This is a genomic window from Amycolatopsis sp. NPDC050768 (assembly GCF_040654155.1).
Taxonomy (GTDB): Bacteria; Actinomycetota; Actinomycetes; order Mycobacteriales; family Pseudonocardiaceae; genus Amycolatopsis.
On the sequence record NZ_JBFAHL010000012.1, the window covers coordinates 243027 to 264067 of the forward strand.

Sequence of the window (21041 nt, forward strand, 5' to 3'; positions counted from 1 at the left end):
GTAGCGGACCGATTGGCCCACCTGGCGCTCCGGACAGTACCTCCTGGACCCAAGGTCGAACAAGAGGCGACTTGGCCGCCGCGCAGTCTTGTGGACCACTCCGGAAGCCTTTAAGCTCAACCGACCAACGGACTTGATGGACCACCAGGTGGACCACGTCCTTCGGGTTGAGTCACTCCTCGCAGCGCTTTTCCTCAATGAAGAGAGGGCAATCGATGGATCGACGCAGATTTCTGTCCGGTGCGGCCACCACGGCGAGCGCGGCGGTGGTGGGCACAGTGCTCGGCACGGCGCCGGCGTCGGCAGGGGCCCCGGACACGCCGAAGCAACCCGATGCCTTCGGTGCCACCGGTGCGGATTTCCCGAAGGTCGGCGGAAACCTCGCCAACCAGAACCACTCACCGCTCAAGCAGATCAACCGCCGCACCCTCGACCGGCTCGGCGGCGCCTGGCACGTGAACCTCGAGGGCGGCGACACCTCCCGCGCGCAGCAGAGCACGATCGTCGCGCAGGACGGCGTGCTCTACGTCCAGACCACCCAGCAGAACGTGTTCGCCGTCGACGGGAAGACCGGCGCCATCCGGTGGAAGTCGAACGTCGGTTCCGAAACCACCAACATGCGCGGCGTCGCACTCGGCCAGGGCAAGGTCTTCTCGACGTCGGGCGCGAACATCGTGTATGCGCTGAACCAGAAAACGGGCGCGGTGTTGTGGAAGCGCCAGCTGCTGACCGAAGACCCGACCCAGGGCACGCCGGAGGAGTGCGACCCGGCCAACGGGCAGTGCGGCGGCGCGACCGGGACGCTCGCGGGCGCCATCGTCTACTGGGACGGGCTCATCTACGTCGGAATGCAGGGCAGCACCGCCGGCGCGCGCGGGCGTGCGTATGCCCTCGATGCGGCAACCGGGAAGATCGCCTGGACGTTCTGGTCCGTGCCGGGCCCCGGCGAGTTCGGCAACGACACCTGGGAAGGCGAAAGCTGGAAGACCGGTGGGGCCGTGCCGTGGATCCACCCCGCGGTCGACCCCGACCTCGGGCTCGTCTACTGGACGTTCGGCAACCCCTACCCGCGCACCAACGGATCCACCCGCGGCGGCGACAACCTCTTCGCCAACTCGCTCGTGGCCATCGACGCCAAGACGGGCAAGCGGCGCTGGCACTTCCAGTCGGTACACCACGACATCTGGGACTACGACAACGTGATGGCGCCGGTGCTGATCGACCTGCGCATCGACGGGAAGCTGCGCAAGGTCGTCGTGTACGGCTCCAAAGTCGGCATGTACTACATCCTCGACCGCACCAACGGAAAGCCCGTGCAGGGTGTCGAAGAGCGCCCCGTGCCGCAGGACCCGCGACACAAGACCTCGCCGACCCAGCCGTTCCCGAAGGGCGACCCGTTCGTCCCCCAGGAACCCCGCCTGGACAACTCCACCCGGCCGGTGCCGTTTTACCCCAACGGCGGGCTCTTCGCCACGCACTGGGACCGCGCCACCATCATCTTCCCGGGCGCGGGCGGCGGCGCCGACTGGGCGCACGTCTCGTTCAACCCCGAGACCGGCTACGTTTACGTCGGCTACGGCCTCGTCAACTCCGCGTACTCCAACACCACCGGAGGCCGGGTCAACACCGCCCGCCCCTACGGCGAGTACTTCGCGGGCGGCCTCGCGGCGATCGACCCCCGCACGAACAAGCTGGTGTGGAGCAAGGACAGCGAATGGTCGCTGGCGCACGGCAACGGCATCCTCACCACCGCGGGCGGCGTGATGTTCCAGGGCGGCCCCGACGGCGTCCTACTCGGCATGGACGACACCGACGCCAAAGAACTGTGGCGATTCCAATGTGGAGCGGGCGTGCACACCAGCCCGGTCACCTACGAGATCGACGGGCAGCAGTACCTCGCCGTGTTCGCCGGCGGCAACGGCCTGCCTTACCCCGACATCCCGAAGGGCGACCACCTGTGGGCGTTCAAGCTCGGCGGCCGGGTCGCCCCCGCCACCGCGCCCACTCCCCCGTCGAAGCGCAACCAGATCCGCACGGCGGCGGTGACCGCCGCGGCGGCCGGCTACACCGTCACGCTCGGCCGGATCTGGGACGCCGGCGCGGGCACGCCGGGCGCACAGGAGAACACGGTGGCGCAGAACGCGATGTCACCGCAGAACCTGACCGTCCCGGTCGGCACCGAGATCACCTTCGTCAACCCGGTCGGCAACGCCACCGCACACGGCGCGGTCTCGTTCTTCGAGTACGAGTTCGACAGCGGGACCCTCATGCCGGGGCAATCCTTCAAGCACACCTTCGCGAAGAAGGGCGAGTACTTCTACAACGACCCGATCTACCCGCAGAACACCGGCAAGATCGTCGTGATCTGACCGCTCCGCCGCGGCCTCCCGGCGCCACTCAGGGAGACCGCGGCGGAGCCTCATCAGAAGGGACCACAGCGTGCCCGACGAGCGATGGGACCACGAGGTCGACCTGCTGGTACTCGGCTCCGGCGCGGCGGGGCTGTGCGCGGCAACGGTCGGCGCGCACGAGGGGCTGTCCGCCCTGGTGCTGGAGAAAACCGAGTGGCTGGGCGGGACCACCGCCCGCTCCGCCGGGACCTGCTGGATTCCGGGGCACCAGTTCCAGGACGACCCCGTCGCCGATACCGAGGCCGCGGCGTCCTATCTCGACGCGCTGGTCGGTGCCCGCGCAGCCCGTGAACTCCGGGAAACATATCTCTCGCACGGCCCCACTGCGATCGACTACCTGGACCGCATCGGAGTGCGGTTCCGGCATTCCGCGACCGTCGTCGACTACCATCCCGAACTCGCCGGATCCGGCGTGGGCCGAGCACTCGAGCCGCACGTCTTCGACGGCCGGCGGCTGGGCAAGCGCGCCTTCGCCCGGATCCGCCCGCCGATCCCGGAACTCGCGCTCTTCGGTGGCACCCTGATGGTCCGCCGCCTCGAGGTCGACCAGCTCCTCACCATCTTCGATGGTTCGGTGCGGGGCGTGGCCGTCGCGCTGCGCCTCGGCCTGCGCTGGGCGATCGACCGGCTCCGTTACCCACGCGGCACCCGGCTGGTCATGGGCAACGCCCTCGTCGCGAGCCTGTATCACCAGCTGCTTCTGCGTTCGGGCGAGGTTTGGTTCACCGCACACACCACCGACCTCGTCACCGACGGCGCAGGCCGCGTCGTCGGAGCGGCCGCCCAGCATCGCGGCCGGACGGTCCGGATTGCCGCACGTCGCGGAGTCGTCCTCGCCGGCGGTGGCTTCCCCGCCGACCCGGAGCTGCGAGCTCGGCACCTGCCCCGGCCGACGCCACAGTTCACACCGGCAGCCGAGGGCGCAACCGGCGACACGATCGCCCTCGCCCAAGCTGTCGGCGGCGCGCTCGGCGAACCTCGCGACGACAACGCATGGTGGTTTCCCAGCTCGATCGGCCGTCGCCGAGACGGGTCGACCGCGGTGTTCCCGCACATCTGGGACCGCGCCAAGCCCGGCATCATCGCCGTCAACGCCGCCGGACGCCGGTTCGTCGACGAATCCGTTTCCTACCACCGCTTCACCCGCGCGATGTACAACTCGCACCAGTCCATGCCGACCATCCCCGCGTGGCTCGTGCTCGACTCCCGGACTCTCTCCCGGTACGGGCTCGGCATGATCCGCCCGCACGCGCCCAAGACCGTGCTCCGGCGGCACACCGCGGCCGGCTACCTCCACACCGCACCGACGGTACGGGAGCTCGCCACCATGATCGGCGTCGATCCGGACGGCCTCGAGCGCACAGTCGCGGCCGCCGACCGGCACGCGCGGACCGGCGTCGACGACGAGTTCGGAAAAGGACGAAGCCCCTTCGGGCAGCGGAGTGGCGACCCCCGCCACACACCCAACGCCAACCTCGGCCCTGTTCGAACGGCCCCGTTCCACGCAATCGCCGTCGTTCCCACCCCGCTGGCCACCTCACTGGGCCTGCGGACCGATCCCGACGCGAGAGTCCTCGACGAGCAGGGGACCCCGATCCCGGGCTTGTACGCCTGCGGCAACGACGCGGACTCTCCCATGGCTTCCGAATACCCCGGCGCCGGATGCCAAGTGAGCGCGGGCCTGATCTTCGGCTACCTCGCGGCCCGCCACGCCACGACTTAGACGCTCTGCTACTCACATCCGTTTGGCAGTACCGCGACCAGATCGCGACGTCAGCTGTCCGAGCACAGCTGGTTGACCCGCTTTCCCGAACTGGAGGGCACTGCCGGCGTGACCGGAGGTGCTCACTTGGCAAGCACTCTGGCGGCTGGCCAGTGGTGACGGCCGCGCCGGCGCGGGTGGTGCCTCGATCCCGCGGCAAGTTCGCAATGGGTTGAGCAGCGGCTGGAACTGGCTGTGCTGTCGTGGCCGACTGCGTGCAGGTGGGGGTGCGATGATCGCGGGATGAACGACGCGGACTTGGTCGGCAAGTGGAGCGACGCCCGCATCTACCCGGGCAGCATGGAAGCGACCGATCTGGTCTTCCTGGCCAACGGCCAGGGCTGGTCCGTGTGGAGCAACGCCCTCAGTTCGGAGCAGGTGCTGTTCCAATGGTCGACCCGGGCGCAGCGACTGGTCATCTCAGGTCGGCGATACGCCCGAATCGACCACGACGCGAAGTGCCGGGTCGTGGTGGACGAGCAGCCCTGGCACGAGGAAATAGACACCGGCTATCGCATCGGTCCTGGCCGCAACGCGGCAGGCGGCGCAGAGACAGTGCTGGCGGTGGATGAGCGCATCAGCTTCGCTGATCGGTTCGCGCTGGAACGTCATGAGCTGTGGACAGAGGATGACCCGGCCGGCTGGACGTTGCGCTGACGCCGGCGCCGACCGTCGAGACCGCACGTTGGCAGCACTGGTGACGGTCGCTGCTGTCGGCGTGCGTGAGCGACTTGGCTTCTGGCGGTCAGAAGCGGTCGCGTTTCCGCTGGCGCATCGTGTTGTGGTCGGCGGCTATCCGCGCGCGGTGCTTGACCTGCATCCGGGTGCGCTGCCGAGATCCCGCGTCACGGAGTCATCACTGGGTGGGGTGCAGGAGCAGTTCGGCGATCGTTCGCACGCGGGCACGGGTGATACCTGTGCGCTGTTCAACCGCCAGTGGGTGGTCGGTGGGCTCGAGTTCCACGGTTGGCCGGACGCCGACCGGCTGGCTGTGCAGGTTGGTTTTCAGGTTCAGGGTTGTCGGCTCGTAGGTGGGGAGTTCGGTGGCGAGCCATCCGAAATAGGGTGCCTCCTGCACTCGTTCAGGCTTGTCCCACAGTTCGGTGACGCGGGCAAAGTTGGGCTCGCTGAGCGACACCCACACGCCCCATTCGAAGTCATCGCCGGCATCCAGGGTCGGCAGGATCAGGCGAGCCCTGATGAAGAAATGCTCTCCATCGATCATGCATTGCTCGTCACCGAGGATGCCGTCAGATTTTCCGGCCAAGCCGTCGTGCCAGTAGGCAGGTGCGAATGTGCCATAGCCCAAGGGGAGCTCGTCATGGTGCCGGCCGCAGCAGGAACAGTCGAACCCCAGGTCGGTCGTCATGGCGCACAGCATAGGCATGCCTCGAACGGCCTTGATCGATCTGGTCTCGGATTGGCTGAGCGGCAGGAGCCGGTTCTCGTGCCGGCTATACGCGAGGAAGTTCCCGTAGGCGTGGTGGACACCAGGCCGATGATGATTGCGCGGAGGCGGTCAAGGCTCACCACCTCGTCACTCGACGTCCGCTGAGCACCGAGGACAGGCGGAGGGCCGCGAGGCCGGCGTGTTCGCCCAGAGGAATATCGTGTCAAGGAAGGAGCGTCAACCGTGGAACTCATGTCAGATCCTGTTTTCGGAGAAGTGGATATCACCGCGACCGCGAGAGAACTGGCGTGCTTGGCGAGCGCGATCGCCGAAGGGACCGGGTTCATCAGCGCCGCGTCCGCTTCTTCACCCAACGGCCACACCCTGACGGGGATCGAAGTCAAGGCGACAACCGACTCCGCCGTCTGCATCCGCCTCGATGCCCCGACGCAGGTCCTCGTGATCAGCGGCAATGCCGATTCCAGGGCCGTCCTGGCCGAAAATGTGCATGCCATGGCCACTGCCGATGACGGCGGCCATCTTCACGTCGACTACTTTCCCGGGCACCCCTACCTGGCTGACGGATCCCTGCCCTTGGTGATCAACAGCCCGCACGGAGGAATGCCGACCCGGTGAACGCTCTCGTGTTCCGCGAGCGCCGACGTCTTCGCGTAGCAGCCGACGTGCTGTGGATCTTGCTTTCGGGGGCCGAATGCAGCACCGGATGGACGATCGCGTTGAGCTATGCGTTGTCGGTCAGGTATTCGGTGGGAGTGCAGCCGGTGAGGCTACGGAAATCGCGGCTGAGGTGGGACTGGTCCGCGTAACCGCAGCGGATCGCGAGTCCTGCCCATGAACGTGCCGAGGGGAGGAGGGACACCGCGCGGTGCAGGCGGGCGATCCGCCCGACAGTCTTGGGCGAGAGGCCGATGTCTTCGCGGAACCGGGCCGTCAGGTGCTGCCGCGTCCAGCCGATCTCGGCCGCCACCGCGTCGACCCGGACCGGGCCGGACGTCAGCCGCTGCCACGCCGCCTGCACCGACGGGGGCAGGGCCGGGCCGGCCAGCACCCGGGGCCGGAGGAAGTCGTCGAGCAGGTTGAACCGCGCGGACCAGCCGGAGGTCGCGGCGAGCCGTTCGGTCAGCAGGGCCACGTCCCGGCCGAGCAGGTCGGTCGCGCCGACGCTCGTGTTGGCCGGCAGGCGCAGCGGCATCCCGAACAACGCGTGCGCGGCGGGCGGTGACAAAGCGATCGTGATCCCTCGCGCCCGTCCGCCTTGCGACACGAGCAGGGGGCGGTCGCGCAGCCCGAGGACCGGCGACGGCGGCAGCGTCCGTACCGGCGCCTCGAGGTCGAGGACCACCGTGATCGCGCCCAACGGCGTCACCCGCCACGGCATTGCGTCCGCGTCGGGGAAGTCGTGAGCCGCGTACGTCAAGACTCCCGGGACACGCGAAGCCCCGAAGACGTGCCGCCCCTGCGCTCTCGTGACCTCCCCGCGTGGCACGACGAGCGACCACTCCGTCATGCCAACATCTTACTTTCGTCCAAGACTGCCGGGGCCTCGCGAAATAGCGTTCTCGTCATGAAGGGCATCGGCAGGTTCAAGAATCCCGAAGCACAGCGGCGTTACTTCGACGTCTACGAGCGCGCGATGGGGCAAACTCCACCACCGGACGAGGTGTACGACGACCCGTGCCGCCACGGCACCACCCGCGTCTACCGCTTCGGCGCCGGCGAGCACCCGATCGTGTTCCTGCCGAGCCTCATGGGCACCTCCGCCTGCTACGCACCGCTGATCCCCGGACTCGCGCAACACGGCCCGGTCTACGCCCTCGACACGCTCGGCGAAGCCGGGCGCAGCGTGCAGACCGCGCCGTTCACGAGCATCGGCGATCGCGCCCGGGGCCTCGACGACGTCCTGACCGCGCTCGGACTGCGAAATGTCCACCTCGTCGGAGGATCGACCGGTGGCTGGCACGCGGTCAACCAAGCCATCCACGCCCCGGCCCGGCTCGCCGCGATCTCCCTCCTCGACCCCACCACCGTCGGCGCCAAATTCTCGCCCGCCGTCCAGTGGCGCGGCCTCACCTCGGCGGTATTGAACCGCGACAGCGCCTGGCGACGCTTCCTGATCTGGTCGGCGGGACAGGACATCTTCGACCAGCCCGCCGCACAAGTCATCGTCGCCGGGATCCGCACCTACCGCGCCCGGGTCCCGTTCCAGACCTGCGCGAGGGAGGAAGACCTGCGAGCGATCCAGGTACCCGTCCTGGCGCTGTTCGGCGGTCGCAGCGTCGTCCACGATCCGACCGCCGCCGCAGCGAACCTCCGCACACTCCTCCCCCATGCCGAGGTCGACCTCCTGCCCGAAGCCGGGCACTACCTCTATCTCCGGCCCCCCCGACCGGCAGCGGATTCTCGAAGTGATCAACACTGCCCGTCCTCGGTGACCAGCAGTCCGGCGTGTCGCGCTGCGGATGGCCGCAGAAACCGACGAGTGGCCGGACGCGCTCGGCATCGACACGAGCGGCACCGCCGAGCGGTCCCGAGCCCCGACGTTCGCCGTGCGCCGAGGACCGGCGAAAGTCCCTCCACCCGGGGAACTCGGACTCTCCAGCGGGGCGGCACGCGAGTGGCAGGGTCAAGCCGACGACTTCACGACTCGGCTAGGCAGGGCCCGCCATGGAACGTGGACTTCCCGACGACTTCACCGTCAAAGCCGCGGTGGCGATGGCCATCCGCGCACCGTCGGTGCACAACTCCCAGCCTTGGCGGTGGGCAGTGGGCGCCCGGTCGCTGCACCTGTATGCCGATCCGTCCCGGCAGCTCGCGCAAACCGACCCGGACGGACGCGACCTTCTCATCGGCTGCGGTGCCGCCTTGCACCACCTGCGAATCGGCTTCGCCGCGCTCGGCTGGCAGGCCGACGTGCACCGGCTGCCCAATCCTGCCGAACCCGACCACCTCGCCGCCGTCGAGTTCCGGCGGAGCGAGCCCAGCGCATCGGAGGTCGCGCTCGCCGCGGCCATCCCGCGGCGCCGTACCGACCGCCGCCGCCACAGCTCGTGGGAAGTCCCGCGCGGGTACCTCGAGTCGATCGCCGAGGCCGTGGCCGACGAGGGCGTCGTCCTGCGCGTCGCCGAGAACGCCGAGCGCCACTACCTGGCCGTCGCGATCAGCGAAGCGAACCGACGCCACCAAGCCGATCCCGCATACCAGGTCGAACTCGCCGCCTGGAGCGGCCGGCGGGCAGCCCCCGACGGCGTCCCGTCGAAAAGCACGCCGGCTCCTGACGTCACGCCGGGGACGTTGCCTACCCGGCGCTTCGCCGACCCCGAGCTCTCCGAACCGGTCGGCGCCACCGGCGAAGACGACGAGACCGTGCTCCTGGTGCTGAGCACGGCGTCCGACGACCGGATGTCCCGCCTGCGCGCGGGGGAAGCGACCAGTGCGGCCCTGCTGACGGCGACCCGACTCGGGCTCGCCACCTGCCCGCTGACGGAGCCGCTCGAACTGCCCGACGTCCGGCGCACGGTAGAGAACAAGGTCTCGTCCGGCACGTTCCCGCAGATGGTCGTGCGCCTCGGCTGGGCGCCCGTGAACGCGGATCCACTGCCTGCGACCCCACGCCGCGACCTGCAGGACGTACTGATTCCTCTCGACACGGCCGAAGCGCCCTTCGGCGGCGACCACTAGGAGCACTGATCTGAGCGAGGTGGACAACATGCCGTACTGGCATTACGGAACGACAGCCGGCTGGGTCGTTCCGGCGCTGGTCATCATCGGGCTGCTCGTGGTGCTGGCCGCCGCCGCGATCGTTGCCGCGCTGCTGATCCGGCGCACTCCGAAGACCACATCGGTCGAAGACCGCGCCATGAGCATCCTGCGCGAGCGATTCGCGCGTGGGGAAATCGATCAGGAGGAATACGAGCGCCGCCGCACGGCGCTCGGGCCCTGACGCCCGGGGCGGAACAGGTCACCGTCGTGAAGGAAGTTCCCATGACCGTACGAGGCGGTCGCAGAGCACCTCGCCGCCGGCGCCCGCAAAGTGATCGTCTCCGCGCCGGACAAGGGCGTGGACGCGACGATCGTGCTCGGCGTCGACGAAAGCACCTACGGTCCGTAAGCGCACCACGTGATCCGCACCGCCAAGGTGTTCGGCTGGTACGACAACGAATGGGCCCACGCGTGCCGCACCGTCGAGCTCGCCGAGCTGGTGGGCCGTGAACTCACCCCGCGCTGATCGCGCCCGCGGCCGCAAGTGGGCCGATCTCTCCGCCACCGAACGCCAGGTCGTCGCCGGCGCGGCCGTGGTCCAGGCCACGCTGGCCGCGACGGCGTGGTGGGACCTCGCGCACCGGCCGGCGGATCAGGTTCGCGGGCCGAAAGCGTTGTGGGCGGCGGTGATCGCCGTCAACTTCGCCGGGCCGCTCGCGTACTTCGGATGGGGCCGGCTGCCAAGGACCTCCGCGGAGAGGACCTTCGGCTCCAGAGTCATCCACCGTCGCGCACGACACTCGGAGTGACCGACGAACGGAGAGATCATGTCCATCAAACCCGAGCATGAAAAGCCTTCCGACACAAAGGTTCCCGCGCCTCACGAGCCTCGGCGGCCCGCGCCGCCCCGCCACCGCCGGGCCGACGGCGGCCGTGCTCTGGCCCTGCTGCGGATCGCCATGGGCGTCGTCTTCCTGTGGGCGTTCGCCGACAAGCTGTTCGGCCTCGGCTACTCCACCGCCGCCGCGGGTGCCTGGATCCGCGGCGGCTCCCCCACCCGCGGCTTCCTGGGCTCCGTCGACGTGGGTCCGCTCGCCTCGACGTTCCACGCCTGGGCCGGCACGTGGTGGGCCGACTGGCTCTTCATGGCCGGCCTGCTCGGCATCGGCCTCGCGTTGCTGGCCGGGGTTACGCTGCGGATCACCGCCGTCGCGGGCACGGTCATGCTTCTGCTGATGTGGGCCGCCGAATGGCCTCCGGCGCGGTTCACCGTCGCCGGTCAGGCGACACACTCGACCCACCCGTTCCTCGACTACCACATCGTCTACGCACTCGTCCTCGTCGCACTCGCCACGACGCTCGCCGGCAACACCTGGGGGTTCGGCCACCGCTGGGCCACCTTCACCGGCGACCGTGCCTGGCTGCGCTGACCCGCCCACCGCGACAAGGGCGCTGGCGACGAGGTCCCCCGGCCGTGAAAACCGAAGCTCTCACGCCGGCGCTGTTCTTGAATTGAGCCCCGCTTTCGCATGGCATCACCACGCGAAGCACGACGGCCACCGTCCGATCAGGACGATGGCCGTCAGCGGCGATGGTCGTCAGCAGCGGGGGTCAGGGGCGGTACGGCGACCGCCTGCCGAACCAGCCGCCGGCCACTGGCTCGTCCGGGTGGATGTCGCGATCGTCGAGCTCGACCTTGAGATGCCCGCGCACTTCGACGACCCCGTCGACGCGGCGGACGAGCGCCTCGACGAGCGAAATCATGCCGTACCGCTCGACCGTACCGCTGAGCGACACGATCCCGTCCTGCACCGCGACGTACAGCGACCGAGGATCCACGTACATCTCCTTCGCGAGCACCTCGTCGCAGACCTCCTCGCGGATGTCCTCGTCCGGGCGCAGGAACACGCGCAGCAAGTCTGCTCGCGACACGACGCCGGCGAGAGCGCCTTCGGCGTCGACGACCGGCAGCCGGTGCACGCGGTGGGACTCCCTCAGCCGTGCGGCGCGGACGACGTCCTCGTCGGGTCCGATCGTCACGGCCGGGCTGCTCATCAGGTCGGCGGCGAACACCCCTTCGGCCTTGCGTCGCACACGCCTCGCCCGCGGGCCGAAACCCCGGTGCCCGACTTCTCGTTCGAGCAGATCGCCGCGGGACACGACACCCGCGACACGACCGTGCCCGTCCACGACCGGCGCACCGCCGACGCCGCGCTCCTCCAGCAGCCCGGCCACCGTCTTGAACGGGGCACCGAGCGGGACGCTCACGACGTCCGTCGTCATGACGGCACTCACCTTGCGCTGTCCGGTCATCGTCGGCTCCTCACAACAGCGGGCCGGGCTGGTAGGTCGCGACCGTGTCCGCCTCCGGAACCGGTCCCCGTTCCTCCGCCGTGCGCACCGGCACGACGACAACAGGGCAGCGGGACTCCTTGAGGCAGTACGCGGACACGGACCCGACGAGCAGCCGCAGCAAGCGGCCGTGGCCGTGGCTCCCGACGACGAGCATCGCCGCGTTCTGCGAGACTCGTACGAGAACCGGGCCGGGGGCACCATCGACCGGTTCCGCGCGGACCGGCACCGGGTCGGCGCCGGCGAGTGCGTCGGCGACGGACCGCTCCAGCTGCTGCCGATACCGGATTTCCATGCCCGGCAGCGACTGCGTCGCCGCCGACTCCAGATCGGCGGTCGGGTCGAAGCTCCACGCTCTGACCGCCACGACGCGGCGGCCGCTCGCCCTCGCCTCGGCCATGGCCCAGCGCAGTGCCGCGGCGCTGCCCGCCGAGCCGTCGACGCCGACGACGATGTCGTCCTGGTCTGCCGTGGTCACGGTGTTCTCCTCTCCCGACGGGAAACGACGGCGCCGGCGCGCACCTCGCCCCTCGTGCCATCGACCGTCACCAGAGCCCGGTCCGCGAGCACGCGGGTGGCGTCACCGGTCCCGACCACGCAGGACACGCGCAGCTCGCGCGCGACCACCGCCGCGTGGCAAGTCATCCCGCCTCCGTCGGTCACGAGCGCGGCCGACCGGCGAATGGCGGGCACCCAGTCCGGGTTCGTCATCGGCGCGGCCAGCACCTCGCCTTCGAGCAGCTGCGCGGCTTCGGCCGGAGCGAGCGTGCGGATCAGGCCGACCTCGCCGTCGGGCTGCAGCGCCCTCACGGACGGGTTCGCGGTCATGATTCTCCTCCGAAAACGTGATGGCGGGCGCGGCCGCCGCTCGGGCGATGTTCGGCAACGTCGTCCGGTAACCGATGCCGTGACGTCGTCCACGCGGCGCGCCCGGCGAACGGACTGCCTCCACAAGCGACACAGGCGGCGAAGATCGGGTGCGACAGGGCCGAGACGTCGCTTCACGAACCCGAACGGGCATGACCGCGGCTCTTCGGGACTCGCCCTGTCATCGCCGGCCCTGTCGCTCCACGGGCGCCGTGGCCAGTTCGCCGGCGATGGTCCGCGCCCAGGCCCGGATCATCGGCCAGTCACGGTTGTCGCCGTCCGGTACTCGTAACGCGGCGACCACGGCCCGCTCGGGGAAGCGCAGCTTCGCGCGCTCGATCCGGCCACCGAAAAGCCGGTGCTCGCGGGCACCCGAAGCGGCCAGCACGTCGGAGACGTCCACCGGATCCTCGCCCGGGTGCGCCTGCTCCCCCGCCGGCCCGCTGGAAAACAGCCACACGGGGACGTGGCGCAGTTCCCCCTGGTGCTCGTGCACGAGACGACGTGCGCTGTCGAGCCAATGCCCGAAGTAGACCGCGCTGCCGAGCACCACCGCGTCGTACCCCACGAACGACGTGACGTGCTCGGCATCGCGCACCTCGGTCTCCGCCGCGACACCGGTTTCCTCGAGCGAAGCCGCGGCCGTCGCGGCGATCTGCTCGGCGATTTCTCTCGTGGCCCCGTGTCTGGTCGCCACCACGACGAGAATCCTCATGGCAAGCCGCCTTTCGATCGACACTCCTCACCGTCGCGTTCCACCACAGCCCGCGGCAGGGCACGAAGTCACTTCCGGCGATGACGAAATCAGCCACGCACACACCGTCCGCTCCTAGCGCACGTACGCGGGCGCGCCCAGCCTGGAAACTCCACACCCGCCCGAAGAGGAGGCACCATGACGGATTCCCACCCGCAGGCACCCGATCTGCTCGTCGACCGGTTCGCCCCGCACCCCCATTTCTCATTGGTGCACCACGAGATCGTCGACGCACCGGTCAAAGAGACGTACGCGGCGGCACGCGACCTCGACCTGACGGATATCCACAGTGGTCTTCTGACGATCACGGAGCGGCTTCGCGAGCTGCCCGCTCGCTGGCGCGACCGGCGGCATGGGCCGCCGCGGCAGCCCACCCGCCTGACCGTCGACGACCTCGACAGCGGTTCCGACTGGGCGCTCCTCGGCGAGCACCCGGGCACCGAATTCGCCGTCGGCGTCGCAGGGAAGTTCTGGCGCCCGGTCATCACCTGGCGCCGGGTCGACCCGGACGACTTCGCGGCTTTTTCCGAACCCGGATACGGAAAGCTGGTGATCACGTTCGGCGTGCGGCCTTACGGACTCCATCACAGCCTGCTGACCGTCGACTCCCGAGTGCAGATGACGGACCCGCAGAGCTGGCTGAAGTTCCGCCGGTACTGGCGAATCGCCCGCCCCTTCGCCCGGGCGGCCCACACCACGCTGGTGCGGACGATCTCCCAAGAGGCACGGGACCGGGCTCTGGCCGCCTACAGCCGACCGGAATGAACGGCCGCTCGAGCCGGGTCCCGCCGCGACTCCGGGAACCGGCTCAGGCTCGCCCGTCAGCATCCGGACTCGGGTGCCGATTCGGGCACCACGTCCTTCTCGTTCTCCTCGATCGCCCGCCGTTCACCCACCAGCAGGTACCGGCGGATCGTAGTAGTGCGCCGGCCACGCGCGGCGACCTCGCGCCGCGCGTCTTCCTCGGTCAATGCCTGTTCCTTCTCGTCCACGATGCTCCTCCTTCCCTCTGCCAGAGACCTTCCCCCGAGGTCAGAGGCGGCCGTGATCGCGGCGCTGCGGCCGGACGTCGGCGGGCCTGGAGTCTTTGGTCCCTCCCTCCGGTGCGGTGTTGCCCTGCTCCGGGCAAAGCGCACAGCCGCACACTCGGGCGATGACCCACGCGCCGCTCCCGCTCGGCGGCGTACGCGTAGGCGCGGCGCCTTGCGGTTCCGGCCGGTTTCGCCGGCGTGATCGCCGTAGTGTGCTTCCACAGCCCGGCCGAAGCGCCCATCGGTGCGCCTGCGGACCGGTGGCTGGGCACCCAGGGACGCCCGACCCTCAGCCGCGGCCGGACCCGGTCCGCTGCGTCCGGGCGAGGGACTCGCCCCACTCCCGAGCTCGTGCTCGTTCTCCGTCCACCAGCCGTGTTTCGCCGTCCACCACCTCGACGAAGAAGCTCGTCGCCGGGACCACCGGCGGATGGCCGAGGCGGCGCAAGAACTTGCCGGCCGCCCTCGCGGCGGAGCCGGTGAGCCAGACAGGTTTGCGGAGCCTGGTGTCGAACGCGGCCGTGGTCGTTCCCGGAGGCAGGACGTGAAAGCCGCCCAGCCACTCGCGCATCCCCGGCTCGTGCGTGCGAGCCCCGTCCGGAGCCTGCTCCACCGCCGCCTTGCGCGTAGACGGCCGGCTCAGGCCGTGGACGTGCGTCGGTGCGCCGACCACGAGCAGGTCGCACCCCGTCAGATTGCGTGGCGCGAGGTCGACGGGGACGACCTCCGCCGAATCCAGCCCGTCCGCCACCGCTCGGGCGACCTCTTCGGTGTCGCCGAACATGGACTCGTACACGACGATCGCGTGCATCCCGGCCACCTCCTCACCTGTCGAGCCGAGCAGGCTCGTGGGTGATGCCTTCGATGTCCTCGGCAGCGACGTCCAGCAGCCGGTGCGCGAGCGCGCTCAGTGCCCGGGCGGCGGCGAGCTCGTCCCCGATCTCCGGGACGTCGCGGTCAACCGGGTTGAGCCTCGCGGTGCCTGCCGCGTCGAGCGTCGCACCTGACCCGGTGTCCAGCCGGGCCGTGGCGTTCGTCCGCCCTTCGTTCTCGCTGAGGAACACTTCGACGTGCCATTGCCTGGTGTGCATGACTACCTCCTGTTCCGCCGACGGTTCGGCCACGATCCTCGAACCCTCGTCGGCACGCGGTCGTCGATCGGTCGCCCCGAGCTCACGAGCGCGCTTTCTTGCTCACGAAGGCGAACCACTCCTGCTGCCACTTCCCCCTGCGGTAGCGATTCAGTGCGAAGACAGCGATCCCGTAGACCAGCGCCAGCCCGAGGCACACCGCGAACAACAGCCCGGCCGCGGCCGCGGTCGCGTTCACGACGGCGGCGACGGCGCTCAGCGGCGGTTCGACCACGACGCCGGTGTGATCCACCCAGATCTGCACGGTATCGCCACGGTGGGAGCCTCCGTTCGCACCCACTTTCCCGAAGTAACGGACGCCGCCGGCGGAGTCCCACGTCGCGTCGGTCGGCATCGGGCTGCCGACGGCGCCACTGCGGCCACTCACGGAAATCGGCGGGCCATCGGCGAGGAGCGTCGCCGTCACCGGCGCGCGCTCGGCGAGTTCCCGCACCGAGACCGCCTTCTGCGAAGCGTAGACCGACGAGCCGACGGCCGCCGAGAACGGGACCGCGGCGAGGGCCACGAGGATCACCACGAGCACCAGACCGGCCTGCAGCCGGTCCGAAGTCCGCGCGACGGAGCCGCGAGTGGGAACGAGCAGGTGCCACCACCGCGGCAAGCGGTTCGCCGACGGAACCATGTCTCGCGCCTTTCGTTTCGACGGACCGGTCCGCTCATCAGCATGGGCCGCGCGCCGGCTGGTCCGAAGAGGCCTTCTGCCCGATTCGCCGGGTCACCGGTCCCCAGCGCGCGCCCCGCCCGGCGGCCGGCCAGGGACCAAAGACCCTTGGCCCGCCCGGGCCGCCGGCATCAAGGTCGGACGAGGCACCCACACCCGGCCGGAACGGAGAACGCCATGCGAACGCGTGACATCATGACGACCCCCGTGATCAGCGTGACTTTCGACGCTTCGCTCGCCGAGGCCGCTCACCTGATGACGCGACAGGGCTTCACCACCCTGCCCGTGGTCACCCGTTCGGCCAAGCTCGTGGGCCTGATCAGCGAACGGGACCTCGTCCAGGCCGGATTCCCCGGCGACTCGGCCACCGGGGACCCTGACACGGGCGTCCTGCTCGGCCGCCACCGCACCGTGTCCGCGGTCATGCGCACCCCGGCCCCGACCGCGACCCCAGAGCTCGACGCCACCGCGCTCGCGCACCGCATGACCGAATCAGGTGTGCGCGCGCTGCCCGTGGTCGACGACAACGGATTGCTGGTGGGCATAGTGACATATCAGGACCTGCTGCGCGTCCTGCCCGCCGAGGAGCGGTCTTCATAGGACACCGAGTCCGCACCAGGTGGTCAGCGAGCAGGCACGTCAGGGGCGCGCACGGTCGTCACCTCCGCCACCGGACGCCGCGCTCGGTGAGTCCGGGGATGTCCGGTGGTGGGCCGAAGGCGATCGTCGGCACCCCGTCCGGGATATCCGGATCACGGCCCGTCCGCTGGGCAGCTTCAGCGCGAAACGCGGCGTCGGGCGACTGTTCGGCCTCCGCCCGGCGGACAAGCGCGGTCACACCGCCGCCCCGCACGAGAGCCGCGCCTCGCGGGGGGTCCGGGTCGGCAACTGCCAGGACCGCGGCCGGCAGGACCTGCTCGACGAACGGGGAAAGCGCTGTGGTCACCATGGTCTCCTGGTCGAGCCGGCCCGGTTCAGTCCGGAAGCAGGTCGGCGAGGAGGCGGCGAGGCGAAGGTGGCGCGGGATCCACCGGGTGCCCGTAGCGGAAGATCACCTGCGGCAGTCCGGGCAGTTCCAACCGCTCGGCGAGCAGCTCGCGGAAGCCGCACAGGTGCAGCGGCTGGGTGAGGACCGACCCGGCGAGACCGCGCGCGGTCGCTTCCAGCCACGTCCGGGCGCACACGGCGCCGGCGGCGAGGTGCTCGCGCCGGCTGTCCCCCTCGGTGCAGAAGACCAGGAGGTGCTCTGCTTCTAGCCGCGCGGTGAGCCTGGCGTCGTCCGGCACCGGCGTTTCGCGGCGCACCAGCCCCGCGGCAGGCAGCGATTCGGGGCCGAGCGCCGCCTCGGGCACGCCGTCCTCGGCGCCCGACGCGTGGGCACCGCTCGTGCTCGCGGTCCACGCGCGCAGCTCACGCTGGTAGGCCGGGTCCGCCCGGAAGACCCGGGTGGCGAAACCGAGCATCGCCCCCAGTTCGCCGAGATGACGTGGCACCACCGCGCGCACGCACGCCTCGCCGCCAGCCGCGGCCACCGCCGCCTGGTCCACTTCGGACAACGCTCGGCCGAGAACCAGCGGCGGTGGGTGTGCCGGCGCCCGATGGCGTGGTAGCGCGCGAGCTCGGCGTGGTCGGGGCTCAAGCCCGGCTCGGCGTGGATGGTGGCCACGACCGCACCATCGGCGGGGTACGACGTGGTGGTCGCCCGGCACAGCACCCGCGCGGCCACCTGAAGGTGCGCGAGCGCCGCGCCGCAGGACACCATGCGGTCGCGGCCCTCCGGATCGTGGTTCGGCAACGCCACGGAGGCTCGCTCGATCAGGTCGATGTCGCTGCTCCGGACGCGCATGCGCCAGGGTTGCGTGTTGTGGACCGACGGAGCCCGACTCATCGCCCGGGCGAGCACCACGATCTCGGAAGCGGCGAGCGCCTCCGCCTGTGCCGAGGTCCGCATATTCCACTCCTGTACCCGGAGACGGTCACTCCGGCAAACCCCATGCTCGCCGTCGTGCGATCCCGCCGATGCGGCCCAAAGTCACCGCGCCCATGGCAGACGTCCTCGCCCGCACCGGCGACCTCATGCCCTGGCCCCCGCACGATCTCCTCCACGACGCTCGACCCGTAACCCGAGGAGAGGCGTGTGCGATGAATTCCGCGAACCCGGCTTCCGGCCGCTTCATCATCGTCGGCTTCGACGGCTCCCCTCAGAGCGATGCGGCGCTGCGCTGGGTGCTCGGCGTTGCCGCTCAGCCCGATGACTCCATGCACGCCGTGCTGGTGCGGCCGACGGAAACCCTGTTGTCGGAAACGTCTTTCGCGCTGCCGCGGCGCGGTCGGCATCCCGCCGGTGTGTATGCCCCGCACGACGACATCGCGCGCATCCGCGCGGAGTTCCCGCCCGCCGCGGACGTCACGATCTCGACGCCGCGGGGCGATCCGGCCACGGAGCTGATCGCCGCGTCCACCGACGCCGACCTCCTCGTCGTCGGCGCACACGGCGCCGGCCGCACGCGGGAACTGCTGCTCCGCAGCGTTTCGTGCGACTGCGTGCGCTACTCGCGCTGCCCGGTCGTGGTCGTCACACCCGGGGCCGCGCGCCGCCTGGTCCCGGCCGCGTCCCCCTGGCCGCTGAGACGTTCCAGACTCAAGACAACGGCGCAGTCCACTGAATCCGCACGCCGCGGCCAGGGTGCGAATCGAGCGTGAACGTGCCGCCGGCCGACTCCGCGCGGTCGCGAAGGTTACGCAGCCCGCTCGCCGCGATGTCCACCGGCAAGCCCGCTCCGTCGTCGGCCACCACGAGCACCCGTAGGGCAGCATCGTTCGTCGAACAGCTCTTCGGGCCGGTACGACCGCAACCATGTCTCCAGCACACTGAGGTGCTCGGGATCCTCGCGCACATGCGCGACCGGCACCTGGTGGGCACGCCAGGTGCCTTCGACCTGCTTTCCGTCGAGAGCGGCCGAACCGGTCACGAACATCGCGGCCAGGTCGTGGATGAGGATCGCACGGTCGTGGTGGGCGTGGACGAAGCTCAGCCCCGGCGAGGTCCCCAGTGCCCGAGTAGGCGCGGCTTGACCTGCCCGGGCACGAGCGGCTCACGCAGCAGTGTGTTGCTCACGAGGTAGATCTGGCCCACGGCCAGGTAGTTCGCCGATCGCCACTGTGCGTCGACCTGGGCCGGCTCGACCGGCGAAAGCGTCGAGGCAGTGGCTTCGAGAGCCGTCACCGCTTGGGCTCCGGCCGCACCACGAGCACGGGGCAGGACGAGTGATGGATCAGCGCCTGGGCGGTCGAGCCGAGAAGCATGCCCGTGAAGCCGCCGCGGCCGTGGCTGCCGACCACCACCAGCTGTGCCCCGTCGGACTCGGCGAGCAGCGCGTGCCGCGGCCGGTCCTGGACCAACGCTCGGCGGACCGCCACTTCGGGGAACTTCTCCTGCCAGCCCGCCAGCCGCTGAGCCAGCAATCGCTCCTCCGTCGGCTCGAGCGATTCCGGCTGGGGCATCAGGCGGGCCGTGCTGTCCGTGGAGTCGTACGTGACGTCGTTCCACGCGTGCACGGCCACGAGCGGCACACCGCGGAAACCCGCTTCCTCGAAGGCCGCCGCGATGGCGGCCTCGCTGTTCGGAGTGCAGTCCACGCCGACCACGACCGGCCCGTCGAGCGGAACCGGGCCATCGCCGTGTCGCCCACGGACCACCGCGACGGGGCACTCGGCGTGGCTGGCCACGGTGGCGGCCGTGGAGCCGACCAGCATCCCGGCGAAGCCACCGGTGCCGGTCCGGCCGACCACGATCAGCCGAACGCGCCTCGACAGGTCGAGGAGGGCGTTGGTTGAAGCGTCGAAGACCACGCCGGTTCGCACGGTGAGCGACGCGTCCACGGACAGAGCCAGCTCGCGAGCCGCGGTGACGAGGCGATCACCTTCCCGCCGAAATTGCTCGAACAGCTCGTCACTTCCGGCCAGGCCGCCACCGTAGTAGAGCGCGGCGCCCTGCAAGCAGTTCACCAGTTCCAGCTCGAGCCCCCGTCCGGACGCGAGCCGCGCGGCCCAGCGGACCGCCTCGTCCGCGCCTGCCGAACCGTCGACGCCGATCACCACGGTGTTGCTGTTGTGCGTTGTCATGACCACGGGTCCTCTCTCGACGAAACCGTCTCGGCACCGACGACGCCTGGCACAGCCAGGGCAAGCAGGCTCGCGACGTGGCGATCGGTCTTGTCGTCGTAGCGGTCGACGATCCGCACGACCCCCTCGTGCACCTCGACCTTCCAGCGACCGGTGCCGCCGTAGATCTCCAGCCGGTGCCGCACGTCGGCGGAGATCGCACTGTCTTCCCGGGCGAGCACACGGACCACGTCACCACGCGTGACGATCCCGACCAGGCGGCTGCCGTCGACGATCGGCATCGCGCGGATCTTGGCGTCGACGAGGGCCTGGCAGAGATCGGCGACGTCGGTCCCCGACGACATCGCGGTGACCGGCGTGGTCATCACCTGCTCGACCGACGTCTCCGCCACCGAGGGGATTTCCGGGCGTTGATGGGCCGTCCGCGCGTCGGCCGGGATGCGCCCGCGGATCAGGTCGGCTTCAGTGACGATGCCGATGAGGCGTTCGTCGTCGTCGACCACCGGCAGCGCGGTGAACCGATGTTCGGAAAGCACTGCGGCCGCCTCCTTCACCGGCGCCCACGGGTGCACCGTCACCACCGGCGCGGACATCAGATCTCGTGCACGCATGGAGTTCGCCCCTTCCGTTCGCTGCACCGAAAGTAACCACCGGGCAAGGCCGGCCACGCCGGTCCGGAGTCACCATCGCGAAGGACCAACGTCACCGTCTGCGAGCCGATCCGAGTGCCCAGACCACGGCTTCCCGCACCGCCGGCGCTGTGCCGGTTCCCGCCACGACTGTCCACAAGAGACGTTTCCTGCCACGCGGGTTAGTG

24 protein-coding genes and 3 pseudogenes are annotated in these 21041 nt (G+C 70.1%); 12 read left to right on the forward strand and 15 right to left on the reverse strand.

Features of this window, described 5'->3' with window-relative positions; genetic code table 11:
* Positions 1–215 precede the first annotated feature (215 nt).
* The 3 genes from AB0H62_RS31985 to AB0H62_RS31995 all read left to right on the forward strand — a co-directional run bounded on the left by AB0H62_RS31985 (position 216) and on the right by AB0H62_RS31995 (position 4830).
* The gene (locus AB0H62_RS31985; protein WP_360590204.1) at positions 216–2369 is read left to right on the forward strand and encodes a PQQ-binding-like beta-propeller repeat protein; all 2154 of its coding nucleotides are present in this window, start codon (positions 216–218) and stop codon (positions 2367–2369) included.
* Between the two features lie 70 nt (positions 2370–2439).
* A complete protein-coding gene (locus tag AB0H62_RS31990) occupies positions 2440–4134 on the forward strand; it encodes an FAD-binding protein (protein WP_220239740.1) in 1695 nt (564 codons plus the stop codon).
* Positions 4135–4416: 282 nt separating this feature from the next.
* Positions 4417–4830 carry a hypothetical protein gene (locus AB0H62_RS31995; RefSeq protein WP_220239739.1) on the forward strand — a complete coding sequence of 138 codons (414 nt, stop codon included), beginning with the start codon at positions 4417–4419 and terminating at the stop codon, positions 4828–4830.
* 199 nt (positions 4831–5029) lie between these two features.
* On the opposite strand, the gene AB0H62_RS32000 is transcribed toward AB0H62_RS31995, so the two are convergent.
* Positions 5030–5542: a DUF2199 domain-containing protein gene (locus tag AB0H62_RS32000; RefSeq protein ID WP_360590207.1), complete on the reverse strand. Its 513-nt coding sequence runs from the start codon at positions 5540–5542 to the stop codon at positions 5030–5032.
* Positions 5543–5806: 264 nt separating this feature from the next.
* Between AB0H62_RS32000 and AB0H62_RS32005 the strand changes: the two genes are divergently transcribed.
* Complete coding sequence (locus AB0H62_RS32005; protein ID WP_360590209.1) at positions 5807–6199, forward strand: hypothetical protein; 393 nt, start codon at positions 5807–5809, stop codon at positions 6197–6199.
* A gap of 106 nt (positions 6200–6305) precedes the next feature.
* On the opposite strand, the gene AB0H62_RS32010 is transcribed toward AB0H62_RS32005, so the two are convergent.
* The gene (locus AB0H62_RS32010) at positions 6306–7091 is read right to left on the reverse strand and encodes an AraC family transcriptional regulator (RefSeq protein ID WP_360590211.1); all 786 of its coding nucleotides are present in this window, start codon (positions 7089–7091) and stop codon (positions 6306–6308) included.
* 240 nt (positions 7092–7331) lie between these two features.
* Here AB0H62_RS32010 and AB0H62_RS32015 point away from each other — a divergent pair.
* From AB0H62_RS32015 to AB0H62_RS32035, 5 genes and pseudogenes are all read left to right on the forward strand, one after another.
* Positions 7332–7631: pseudogene (locus AB0H62_RS32015) on the forward strand (alpha/beta fold hydrolase); the annotation flags it as partial.
* A gap of 617 nt (positions 7632–8248) precedes the next feature.
* On the forward strand, positions 8249–9262 hold the full coding sequence (locus tag AB0H62_RS32020; protein ID WP_360590213.1) for an NAD(P)H nitroreductase: 1014 nt from the start codon (positions 8249–8251) through the stop codon (positions 9260–9262).
* Positions 9263–9290: 28 nt separating this feature from the next.
* On the forward strand, positions 9291–9524 hold the full coding sequence (locus AB0H62_RS32025) for an SHOCT domain-containing protein (protein ID WP_220239734.1): 234 nt from the start codon (positions 9291–9293) through the stop codon (positions 9522–9524).
* Between the two features lie 265 nt (positions 9525–9789).
* Positions 9790–10092: a PLD nuclease N-terminal domain-containing protein gene (locus AB0H62_RS32030; RefSeq protein ID WP_255637875.1), complete on the forward strand. Its 303-nt coding sequence runs from the start codon at positions 9790–9792 to the stop codon at positions 10090–10092.
* Positions 10093–10110: 18 nt separating this feature from the next.
* Positions 10111–10713 (forward strand): DoxX family membrane protein, encoded by a 603-nt coding sequence (locus AB0H62_RS32035; RefSeq protein WP_220239733.1) that lies wholly within the window; start codon positions 10111–10113, stop codon positions 10711–10713.
* A gap of 181 nt (positions 10714–10894) precedes the next feature.
* Here the strand turns inward: AB0H62_RS32035 and AB0H62_RS32040 are convergent, their stop codons facing one another.
* From AB0H62_RS32040 to AB0H62_RS32055, 4 genes and pseudogenes are all read right to left on the reverse strand, one after another.
* Positions 10895–11596: a CBS domain-containing protein gene (locus tag AB0H62_RS32040; RefSeq protein WP_360590215.1), complete on the reverse strand. Its 702-nt coding sequence runs from the start codon at positions 11594–11596 to the stop codon at positions 10895–10897.
* Between the two features lie 10 nt (positions 11597–11606).
* Positions 11607–12113, reverse strand: coding sequence for a universal stress protein (locus tag AB0H62_RS32045; protein WP_220239731.1), 507 nt, complete (start codon positions 12111–12113; stop codon positions 11607–11609).
* A gap of 32 nt (positions 12114–12145) precedes the next feature.
* Positions 12146–12394: pseudogene (locus AB0H62_RS32050) on the reverse strand (PEP-utilizing enzyme); the annotation flags it as partial.
* A gap of 289 nt (positions 12395–12683) precedes the next feature.
* A complete protein-coding gene (locus tag AB0H62_RS32055; protein ID WP_360590217.1) occupies positions 12684–13217 on the reverse strand; it encodes a flavodoxin domain-containing protein in 534 nt (177 codons plus the stop codon).
* A gap of 177 nt (positions 13218–13394) precedes the next feature.
* Here AB0H62_RS32055 and AB0H62_RS32060 point away from each other — a divergent pair, with 177 nt between their 5' ends.
* Positions 13395–14021, forward strand: a complete 627-nt coding sequence (locus AB0H62_RS32060; RefSeq protein ID WP_360590219.1) for a hypothetical protein — start codon at positions 13395–13397, stop codon at positions 14019–14021.
* Between the two features lie 56 nt (positions 14022–14077).
* Here AB0H62_RS32060 and AB0H62_RS32065 read toward each other — a convergent pair whose 3' ends face one another.
* The 4 genes from AB0H62_RS32065 to AB0H62_RS32080 form a co-directional block, all read right to left on the reverse strand.
* Positions 14078–14248, reverse strand: coding sequence for a hypothetical protein (locus tag AB0H62_RS32065; RefSeq protein ID WP_220239728.1), 171 nt, complete (start codon positions 14246–14248; stop codon positions 14078–14080).
* Positions 14249–14576: 328 nt separating this feature from the next.
* The gene (locus AB0H62_RS32070; protein WP_360590221.1) at positions 14577–15098 is read right to left on the reverse strand and encodes a flavodoxin; all 522 of its coding nucleotides are present in this window, start codon (positions 15096–15098) and stop codon (positions 14577–14579) included.
* Positions 15099–15111: 13 nt separating this feature from the next.
* Positions 15112–15411: a dsRBD fold-containing protein gene (locus AB0H62_RS32075; protein WP_360590223.1), complete on the reverse strand. Its 300-nt coding sequence runs from the start codon at positions 15409–15411 to the stop codon at positions 15112–15114.
* A gap of 49 nt (positions 15412–15460) precedes the next feature.
* Positions 15461–16060 (reverse strand): hypothetical protein, encoded by a 600-nt coding sequence (locus AB0H62_RS32080; RefSeq protein ID WP_360590225.1) that lies wholly within the window; start codon positions 16058–16060, stop codon positions 15461–15463.
* Between the two features lie 216 nt (positions 16061–16276).
* Between AB0H62_RS32080 and AB0H62_RS32085 the strand changes: the two genes are divergently transcribed.
* Entirely contained in the window at positions 16277–16699 is a 423-nt protein-coding gene (locus AB0H62_RS32085) for a CBS domain-containing protein (protein ID WP_220239725.1), read from the forward strand.
* Between the two features lie 58 nt (positions 16700–16757).
* Here AB0H62_RS32085 and AB0H62_RS32090 read toward each other — a convergent pair whose 3' ends face one another.
* Both AB0H62_RS32090 and AB0H62_RS32095 read right to left on the reverse strand, forming a co-directional pair.
* Positions 16758–17045, reverse strand: a complete 288-nt coding sequence (locus tag AB0H62_RS32090; RefSeq protein ID WP_360590227.1) for a hypothetical protein — start codon at positions 17043–17045, stop codon at positions 16758–16760.
* A 28-nt stretch (positions 17046–17073) separates the two neighbouring features.
* Entirely contained in the window at positions 17074–17646 is a 573-nt protein-coding gene (locus AB0H62_RS32095; protein ID WP_360590229.1) for a nitroreductase family protein, read from the reverse strand.
* A gap of 595 nt (positions 17647–18241) precedes the next feature.
* Here AB0H62_RS32095 and AB0H62_RS32100 point away from each other — a divergent pair.
* Positions 18242–18802, forward strand: coding sequence for a universal stress protein (locus tag AB0H62_RS32100; protein ID WP_360590231.1), 561 nt, complete (start codon positions 18242–18244; stop codon positions 18800–18802).
* A 113-nt stretch (positions 18803–18915) separates the two neighbouring features.
* On the opposite strand, the pseudogene AB0H62_RS32105 reads toward AB0H62_RS32100, so the two are convergent.
* From AB0H62_RS32105 to AB0H62_RS32115, 3 genes and pseudogenes are all read right to left on the reverse strand, one after another.
* A pseudogene (locus AB0H62_RS32105) lies at positions 18916–19325 on the reverse strand (hypothetical protein); the annotation flags it as partial.
* Positions 19322–20224, reverse strand: coding sequence for a universal stress protein (locus AB0H62_RS32110; protein WP_220239722.1), 903 nt, complete (start codon positions 20222–20224; stop codon positions 19322–19324). The pseudogene AB0H62_RS32105 and the gene AB0H62_RS32110, both read right to left, overlap by 4 nt.
* Positions 20221–20835 carry a CBS domain-containing protein gene (locus tag AB0H62_RS32115; protein WP_360590233.1) on the reverse strand — a complete coding sequence of 205 codons (615 nt, stop codon included), beginning with the start codon at positions 20833–20835 and terminating at the stop codon, positions 20221–20223. Before AB0H62_RS32115 ends, AB0H62_RS32110 begins: the two co-directional genes overlap by 4 nt.
* Positions 20836–21041: the final 206 nt, after the last annotated feature.

Coding starts and splice junctions, on each gene's coding strand:
- AB0H62_RS31985 (WP_360590204.1), top strand. CDS start 216: ATGGATCGACGCAGATTTCTGTCCGGTGCGGCCACCACGGCGAGCGCG.
- AB0H62_RS31995 (WP_220239739.1), top strand. CDS start 4,417: ATGAACGACGCGGACTTGGTCGGCAAGTGGAGCGACGCCCGCATCTAC.
- AB0H62_RS32000 (WP_360590207.1), bottom strand. CDS start 5,542: ATGACGACCGACCTGGGGTTCGACTGTTCCTGCTGCGGCCGGCACCAT.
- AB0H62_RS32010 (WP_360590211.1), bottom strand. CDS start 7,091: ATGACGGAGTGGTCGCTCGTCGTGCCACGCGGGGAGGTCACGAGAGCG.
- AB0H62_RS32020 (WP_360590213.1), top strand. CDS start 8,249: ATGGAACGTGGACTTCCCGACGACTTCACCGTCAAAGCCGCGGTGGCG.
- AB0H62_RS32025 (WP_220239734.1), top strand. CDS start 9,291: ATGCCGTACTGGCATTACGGAACGACAGCCGGCTGGGTCGTTCCGGCG.
- AB0H62_RS32035 (WP_220239733.1), top strand. CDS start 10,111: ATGTCCATCAAACCCGAGCATGAAAAGCCTTCCGACACAAAGGTTCCC.
- AB0H62_RS32040 (WP_360590215.1), bottom strand. CDS start 11,596: ATGACCGGACAGCGCAAGGTGAGTGCCGTCATGACGACGGACGTCGTG.
- AB0H62_RS32055 (WP_360590217.1), bottom strand. CDS start 13,217: ATGAGGATTCTCGTCGTGGTGGCGACCAGACACGGGGCCACGAGAGAA.
- AB0H62_RS32060 (WP_360590219.1), top strand. CDS start 13,395: ATGACGGATTCCCACCCGCAGGCACCCGATCTGCTCGTCGACCGGTTC.
- AB0H62_RS32070 (WP_360590221.1), bottom strand. CDS start 15,098: ATGCACGCGATCGTCGTGTACGAGTCCATGTTCGGCGACACCGAAGAG.
- AB0H62_RS32080 (WP_360590225.1), bottom strand. CDS start 16,060: ATGGTTCCGTCGGCGAACCGCTTGCCGCGGTGGTGGCACCTGCTCGTT.
- AB0H62_RS32085 (WP_220239725.1), top strand. CDS start 16,277: ATGCGAACGCGTGACATCATGACGACCCCCGTGATCAGCGTGACTTTC.
- AB0H62_RS32100 (WP_360590231.1), top strand. CDS start 18,242: ATGAATTCCGCGAACCCGGCTTCCGGCCGCTTCATCATCGTCGGCTTC.
- AB0H62_RS32110 (WP_220239722.1), bottom strand. CDS start 20,224: ATGACAACGCACAACAGCAACACCGTGGTGATCGGCGTCGACGGTTCG.
- AB0H62_RS32115 (WP_360590233.1), bottom strand. CDS start 20,835: ATGCGTGCACGAGATCTGATGTCCGCGCCGGTGGTGACGGTGCACCCG.